3 protein-coding genes are annotated in these 6,002 nt (G+C 63.4%); 1 reads left to right on the top strand and 2 read right to left on the bottom strand.

The features are described 5' to 3' along the window. The first annotated feature begins 691 nt into the window (after positions 1-691). Positions 692-2,977 carry an FdhF/YdeP family oxidoreductase gene (locus VNC39_RS16875; protein ID WP_325400819.1) on the top strand — a complete coding sequence of 762 codons (2,286 nt, stop codon included), beginning with the start codon at positions 692-694 and terminating at the stop codon, positions 2,975-2,977. 132 nt (positions 2,978-3,109) lie between these two features. On the opposite strand, the gene VNC39_RS16880 is transcribed toward VNC39_RS16875, so the two are convergent. Both VNC39_RS16880 and VNC39_RS16885 read right to left on the bottom strand, forming a co-directional pair. Further along, positions 3,110-4,477 (bottom strand): MFS transporter, encoded by a 1,368-nt coding sequence (locus VNC39_RS16880; protein ID WP_325400820.1) that lies wholly within the window; start codon positions 4,475-4,477, stop codon positions 3,110-3,112. Between the two features lie 144 nt (positions 4,478-4,621). After that, a complete protein-coding gene (locus VNC39_RS16885) occupies positions 4,622-5,929 on the bottom strand; it encodes an amidohydrolase (protein ID WP_325400821.1) in 1,308 nt (435 codons plus the stop codon). Positions 5,930-6,002 lie beyond the last annotated feature (73 nt).

Here is a 6,002-nt window from a genome sequence, read left to right on the forward strand (position 1 = left end):
TAGCGGTGGTTGGATCACGTCCATGGCGTTCCTCGGTCCGTTATTATGTGTTTGAAGGGGCAGATACGGCTATTGCATGCGAAGATCAACATAAATGCATTGTGCGTGCAAAAATCATCCATACGAAGGGTCGTGGCAGCCGGCGCACCGGCCGTTGCCGTCACTCGGGCGGGGACGATGTGAACGTCTGGCAGGAGCGCATGGCCGCCTTCGGCCTCTTAACGTGTAACCTTCACTTCGGACGTTTCGAAAATTTCCATCACCGGGATCGCTTTTGGCGCGGGTTATCGACGTAGTATTATTTTAACGTTTTGATATGAAAAATTAACCGACTTCCGTGGCGCCGTGGGCTATTTCATGCATACCGGTGTACCGCTTCCGGATTCATGGCGCGTGTTGAGGGCAGGAAGACAGGCGTTCGCAACATGGCGGATAGAAAATCATGTGCATTTGAAACGGCATTTGGCAGACGCGGTTCCCGCGTCGCTCGCTTTTCCCGCTGCCGCATGGCGGCCCGTTGCGCGAATGGCTGTAGGCTGTCATGATTTTATTGGCCACCGCCTATGTCTCGGCGTAGAACGTCGAACCGAACTTTTGGAACGTGGCTCCCGGGTGGTACGGCAAAATGGTGCCCGGCACTCTTGCAGTGAATTTATGGACAAACCAAATTTCGTAATCGAGGAATCTTGAGATGGCGAACAAGGACATTCCGGGAATTCATGAATATAGCAGCCCCGCTGGCGGATGGGGTGCGCTGCGCGCGACGGCAAAGGCGATCCGTGAACAGATGGACGCCTCGGACGCGGTGGTCACGCTGTTTCGCACCAACAAGCCGGCGGGCTTCGACTGTCCCGGTTGCGCCTGGCCGGACAAAGAGCACACGTCCACTTTTCAATTTTGCGAGAACGGCGCCAAGGCGGTCACCTGGGAGGCAACCAGGAAGCGCGTGACGCCGGAATTTTTCGCGGCGCATACGGTTACGTCGCTCCGGGAATGGAGCGACTACGAGCTGGAGAACGAAGGGCGCCTGACGCACCCGATGGTCTATGACGCGGGCAGCGACAAATTCCTGCCCATCAGCTGGGACGCCGCCTTTGCCCGCATCGGCGAGATCCTGCGCGGGTTGCCCGATCCGAACATGGCGGAGTTCTACACGTCCGGCCGCGCCTCGAACGAGGCTGCCTTTCTTTTCCAGATCTTCGCCCGGGAATTTGGAACGAACAATTTCCCTGACTGCTCGAATATGTGCCATGAGGCGACCAGCGTCGGCCTCCCTGACTCCATCGGCATCGGCAAGGGCACCGTCTCGCTCGAAGATTTCGAGCATTGCGAACTGGTCATCGCGATGGGCCACAACCCTGGCACCAACCATCCGCGCATGATGGGCACGCTGCACGAGGTGGCGCGCCGGCATGCTCCCATCATCGTGATCAACCCGCTGCGCGAGCGCGCGCTCGAACGCTTTGCCGATCCGCAAGACCCGATCGAGATGGCAACGCTCGGATGGACCCCGATCGCCTCCACATATCACCAGGTCCGGGTTGGCGGTGACGCCGCGGCGCTCAAGGGTATCGCGAAAGCCGTGATCGAGATCAGCGAAGAGCGCGGCCCCGAGGTAGAGGTGCTGGACCGCGAGTTCATCGCGACGCATACGCATGGTTTCGACGGGTTTGTCGCGGATCTGAAGGCAACCGGATGGCCCGACATCGAGGCCGTGAGCGGCCTGTCGCGCGAAAGTCTGCGCTCCATCGCGGAAGCCTATGTCCAATCCAAGGCCACGATCGTGAGCTACGGGATGGGCATCACCCAGCACAGCCGAAGCACTGAGACAGTTCACCAGATTGCGAACCTGCTCCTGCTGCGCGGCAATTTTGGTAAACCCGGTGCTGGCATCTGCCCGATGCGCGGCCACTCCAACGTGCAGGGCGACCGTACTGTCGGCATCACCGAGAAGCCCTCGGCGGAGATGCTGGCGCGGATCGAAAAAGCCTTTGGCTTCAAGCCGCCCGCTGCCCATGGCCACGATGCCGTGGCCGGCATGCAGGCGATCATCGACGGGCGCTCGAAAGCGTTGATTTGCCTGGGCGGCAACCTCGCCGTCGCGCTTTCGGATACAACGCAATGTTTCCCCGCCATGCGGTCGCTCGATCTCTCGGTGCATCTCGGCACCAAGCTCAACCGGTCGCATCTGCTCGTGGGCAAGGAAACCTTCATCCTGCCCGTCATCGGCCGCACCGAGGAGGACATCCAGGCGAGCGGGCCGCAATCGGTGACGGTGGAGGACTCCATGTCGATGGTTCACGCCTCGCGCGGCAAGCTCACGCCGGCGTCGGAGCATCTGCGTTCCGAGCCCGCGATCGTAGCCGGCCTGGCGGCGGCGACGCTGCCGAACAGCAAGGTCGATTGGGCCGGCCTGGTTGCCGACTACGACGTGATTCGCGACAAGATCGAAGCGGTGTTTCCGGAATTCGAGAACTTCAATGAGCGCATCCGCCATCCCGGCGGCTTCCGCCTGCCCCTCGGGCCCACCGAGCGGGTCTGGCATACCAAATCGGGGAAGGCCGAGTTCATCCCGTTTGTCGGACTGTGGGAAGACCCGCTGCGCACGGATCCGGCGGTGCTGTGGTTGACGACGATCCGCAGCCACGATCAGTACAACACCACGATCTATGGCCTCGATGACCGCTATCGCGGCGTCTTCGGCCGGCGCGACGTCGTCTTCATGAACGAAGACGATTTGGTGGAGCGCAATATCGAACCGGGGGACGTGGTCTTGATCGAGACCGCGTTCGAGGGCGAACGGAAACGCTATCTCCCAAATCTTACCGCCATTTCCTACAAGATCCCTCGCGGCAGCGTCGCGGCGTATTATCCCGAGGCCAATTGTCTCGTGCCACTGGACTATGCCGATCCGTTCTGCGGCACGCCATCATATAAATCGGTTCCGGTTCACATCACCCGGCATACTGGCGACTAACATTGGCTACACGTGGCACCTTTGGGCGCCGCGTGCAGTTCGCCAGAGAAGAAAGAGGCCGCTTTTTGAAAAAAGCGGCGCAAAAAAAGTTTTTTTGCTACTTTTTGTTCACAAAAAGTAGCGCTTTCTTCCTCACGCGTTTTTCCCGTGCCGGGCGACGCTGACGAAGGACGCGATGAAAGCGAAGGCGGCGCCGGCCAGAAGGGAGATCCTGGCGCCTCTTGGGCCGGCGATATGGGCGAGGATGAGCGCAACCAGGGCGGCGCCGAGTGCTTGGCCGAGGAGGCGGGCGGTGCCGAGCATGCCGCTGGCGGCGCCGGACCGGATGCGGGGCGCGGAGGTCACGATCAGGCGGTTATTGGGCGCCTGGAAGGTGCCGAAGCCGGCGCCGCAGAGGACCATGCGCCACGCGATATTGGCCGGGCTGGCGTGGGCGGGGAGGAAGGCCATCAAGAGCAGGCCGGCGACCAGGAGCAGCAGCCCGACGAAGCCGAGAAGGGCCGAGGAGACACGGTCGGAGAGGCGGCCGGCAATCGGGGCGCAGACGGCAACCGCCAGCGGCCACGGGACGATGAGCAAGCCGACCATGGTGGGGCTGAAGCCGAGACTTCTTTGCAGCATGAAGGGCAGGGACACAAAAGCGAGCATCTGCGCGCAGAAGGAACAGACCGACGCGCACATCGACAGGGCGAAGACCGGGATCTTGAGCAGGTCGACCGGCAGCAGAGGGGCCGGGCGGTCCGCCTGGCGGCGCACGGCCCAGAACGCGGCGCCAAGGCCGATGGCCAGTTCCGCCACCGCACGGGGCCAGGAGCCGCCATGCGAGAAGGAAGTGATGAAGCCGAGCAGCATGCTGAACATGATCGCCGAAAGCAGCGCGGTGACGATGTCGAATTTCTGCTTGGTGCGGCGGCTATCGGGCAAGGTTTTGACGCCGAGCACATAGGCGATGATCCCGAGCGGGACATTGACGGCGAACAGCCAGTGCCAGGAGGCGACGGCGAGCACGAGGCCGGCAAAGCTCGGGCCGAGGGAAGAGGCGATGCCGACCGCAAGCGTGTTGAGGCCGAGCGCGTGGCCGAGCTTGGCGGTGGGAAAAATATAGCGGACGAGCGCGGTGTTGACGCTCATGATGCCGGCGGCGCCAACGCCTTGGAGGATGCGCGCGGCGGTGAGAAGGTCGAGCGACCATGCGGCGGCGCAGCAGAACGACGCGATGGTGAACACGACGACGCCGGCGCTGTAAACGCGGCGGTAGCCATAAATATCGCCGAGCGCGGCGAGCGGCAGCAGCAGGATGACGATGGCAAGCTGATAGACGCTGACGATGGCGATCGATTGTGACGGGGTGGCGTGGAAGTCGCCCGCGATGGTCGGCAGCGCCACATTCGCGACCGAGGCGTCCATGACCGCCAGGACGAGCGTGATGATGATCGCCCCATAAGCCCAGTAGCGGCGGGGAACGGCCATGCCGTCCCGCTCGATTGCCTGCTCCGTCAAATCCGTACCCTCGTCTGTTGCGCTCTACATGGTGTCATAGTGGCAAGCGTGCGGGAACGGGTGAGCCGTGGTGATTTCAACGCCCCCGGCCCAGCATAATAAAAGTTTTTGCGGCGCTTTTTTCAAAAAGCGCCTGCTTTCTTCCTATCCTTCAGCACCAAGCTTAAAGACCCCCTTCGCCAGCGCCTCGATCGCCCAGGGAAGATCCTTCTCGTCGATATCGAAGGTCGGCGTGTGGTGTCCGGAGGGAATGTCGGAGCCGACCACCGCATAGACCGCCTGGCCGCCGCGTTCCTGCACCCGGCGCATGAAGAAGGTCGCGTCTTCGCTGCCGCCGGTGACATGCGATGCGGCGTCCACCGTGACATCGTCGAGCCCCGTCAGCGCCGCGGCCAGCCGTTCGGCGAGGGCCTGGTCGGAGCCGGCCGTGGTCGTGCGGCCCATGACCTTGATGTCCACTTCGACATCCTGCGCCGCCGCGGCGCCGCGCAGCACCGCCATGGCCCGGTCGCGCATATAGTCGGCGATCTCCTCGGTTTCGCCGCGCACTTCCATCTGCATCACGGCCTCGTCGGGGATCACGTTGCGGCCCGAACCCGCGCGCAGCGTGCCTACGTTCACCCGCGAACGGCCGGCATGGTGCCGGGAAATGCCGTAGAGATTGAGCACCGCGGTCGAGGCCGCGACGAGAGCGTTGCGCCCTTCTTCCGGATGGGAGCCCGCATGGGCGGCCTGGCCGCGGAAGGTGACGTCGAGCTTCACGCTCGCCAGGTGCCCGCGGACGGACGGGCGGAAGACCCGGCTTTCCACACCGGTGCCGAGATGGATCGCCACGAAATAATCGACATCATCGACCACGCCCGCCTTCACCATCGGCAGCGCGCCGCGGCCGCCTTCCTCGCCGGGCTGGAAGATGAATTTCACAGTGCCGTGCAGCCGGTCCTTCATTTCGTTCAGCAGCTCGGCGACGCCGAGCCCGATGGCCGTGTGCCCGTCATGGGCGCAAGCATGCATGATGCCGGGATGTGCCGAGATGAAGCCCTCACGCGCCGGCAGATGCGCCTGGGTGTCGTTTTCGATGATCGGCAGCGCGTCCATGTCGACACGCAGCGCCACCACCGGCCCCGGATGCGCGCCCTTGAGGGTGGCAACCACGGCGGTATGGCCGCCGGCAAGCGGCTTGAGGAACTCCGGCGGCGCGCCTTCGGAAGCGGCGCGCGCATAGGCGTCATCGAGAACCTGCTCCGAGGGCACGCCGACGCGGCTGGCGGAATCCATCACCTCGCGGCCAAGCCGCACCTCGAGCCCGAGCTTCGTCAGCCGCTCGGCGACGAGGCTTGCGGTGCGGAACTCGGTGAGCCCGAGTTCCGGATAACGGTGCAGATCCCGTCGTGTCGCCACGGCGCGGGCCGCCACAGCGGGGAGAAGCGAGGAGAAATCGAGAGGCGCCATCGTCGTTCCTTTCTGTCGTCCTGAGCCAAGGCCGCAACGTTAGCAGGAGAAACCGCGCGGTCATATGCCGCGC

The organism is Acidocella sp. (assembly GCF_035535915.1).
Taxonomy (GTDB): Bacteria; Pseudomonadota; Alphaproteobacteria; order Acetobacterales; family Acetobacteraceae; genus Acidocella.

What these genes read in the sequence shown, in the direction of transcription:
- VNC39_RS16875 (WP_325400819.1), top strand. Translation starts at nt 692, where the DNA reads ATGGCGAACAAGGACATTCCGGGAATTCATGAATATAGCAGCCCCGCT.
- VNC39_RS16885 (WP_325400821.1), bottom strand. Translation starts at nt 5,929, where the DNA reads ATGGCGCCTCTCGATTTCTCCTCGCTTCTCCCCGCTGTGGCGGCCCGC.